This window comes from Paenibacillus cellulosilyticus (genome assembly GCF_003182255.1).
Classification (GTDB): domain Bacteria; phylum Bacillota; class Bacilli; order Paenibacillales; family Paenibacillaceae; genus Paenibacillus_T; species Paenibacillus_T cellulosilyticus.
The window spans coordinates 1-1,643 of record NZ_QGTQ01000065.1; the positions used below are offsets into that span (position 1 = coordinate 1).

A 1,643-nucleotide genomic window follows, 5' to 3' on the forward strand; every position below is an offset into this window, starting at 1 on the left:
TTAGGATAAGCCCTCGACCTATTAGTACTCGTCAGCTGCACGCATTGCTGCGCTTCCACCCCGAGCCTATCAACCTGGTCGTCTTCCAGGGGTCTTACTTTACTGGGAAATCTCATCTTGGAGGGGGCTTCGCGCTTAGATGCTTTCAGCGCTTATCCCGTCCGCACTTGGCTACCCAGCGGTGCTCCTGGCGGAACAACTGGTACACCAGCGGTGCGTCCATCCCGGTCCTCTCGTACTAAGGACAGCTCTCCTCAAATTTCCTACGCCCACGACAGATAGGGACCGAACTGTCTCACGACGTTCTGAACCCAGCTCGCGTACCGCTTTAATGGGCGAACAGCCCAACCCTTGGGACCTACTTCAGCCCCAGGATGCGATGAGCCGACATCGAGGTGCCAAACCTCCCCGTCGATGTGGACTCTTGGGGGAGATAAGCCTGTTATCCCCAGGGTAGCTTTTATCCGTTGAGCGATGGCCCTTCCATTCGGTACCACCGGATCACTAAGCCCGACTTTCGTCCCTGCTCGACTTGTTGGTCTCGCAGTCAAGCTCCCTTATGCCTTTGCACTCTCCGAATGATTTCCAACCATTCTGAGGGAACCTTTGGGCGCCTCCGTTACATTTTAGGAGGCGACCGCCCCAGTCAAACTGCCCACCTGACACGGTCCCTCCACCCGATTCAGGGTGGCAGGTTAGAACTCCGATACGATCAGGGTGGTATCCCAACGGCGCCTCCACCTAAGCTGGCGCTCAGGCTTCTTAGGCTCCCACCTATCCTGTACAGATCGTACCAAAGTCCAATATCAAGCTGCAGTAAAGCTCCATGGGGTCTTTCCGTCTTGTCGCGGGTAACCTGCATCTTCACAGGTATTAAAATTTCACCGGATCTCTCGTTGAGACAGCGCCCAAGTCGTTACGCCATTCGTGCGGGTCAGAATTTACCTGACAAGGAATTTCGCTACCTTAGGACCGTTATAGTTACGGCCGCCGTTTACTGGGGCTTCGGTTCATAGCTTCGCCTTGCGGCTAACCACTCCCCTTAACCTTCCAGCACCGGGCAGGCGTCAGCCCGTATACTTCGCCTTGCGGCTTCGCACAGACCTGTGTTTTTGCTAAACAGTCGCTTGGGCCTTTTCACTGCGGCCCCCTCGGGCTATTCACCCTACCGAGGCACCCCTTCTCCCGAAGTTACGGGGTCATTTTGCCGAGTTCCTTAACGAGAGTTCTTCCGCGCGCCTTAGCATGCTCTGCTCGCCTACCTGTGTCGGTTTGCGGTACGGGCACCTTCACCTGGCTAGAAGCTTTTCTTGGCAGCGGGAACACATAACCTTCGGTACTGTAATTTTCCCTCCCCATCACAGCCCAGCCTTACGATGTGCGGATTTGCCTACACATCAGCCTCACTGCTTGGACGGCCTATTCCATCAGGCCGCGTTACTATCCTTCTGCGTCACTCCATTGCTCATAACGGTTTACGGTGGTACAGGAATATCAACCTGTTGTCCTTCGACTACGCCTTTCGGCCTCGCCTTAGGTCCCGACTTACCCTGGGCGGACGAGCCTTCCCCAGGAACCCTTAGGCTTTCGGCGGACAAGATTCTCACTTGTCTTTTCGTTACTTATACCGGCATTCTCACTTG

General features: G+C 55.3%; 1 rRNA gene. It reads right to left on the reverse strand.

The annotated features are described in order from the left end of the window. Position 1 precedes the first annotated feature (1 nt). A 23S ribosomal RNA gene (locus tag DFQ01_RS30690) occupies positions 2–1,643 on the reverse strand; the annotation flags it as partial.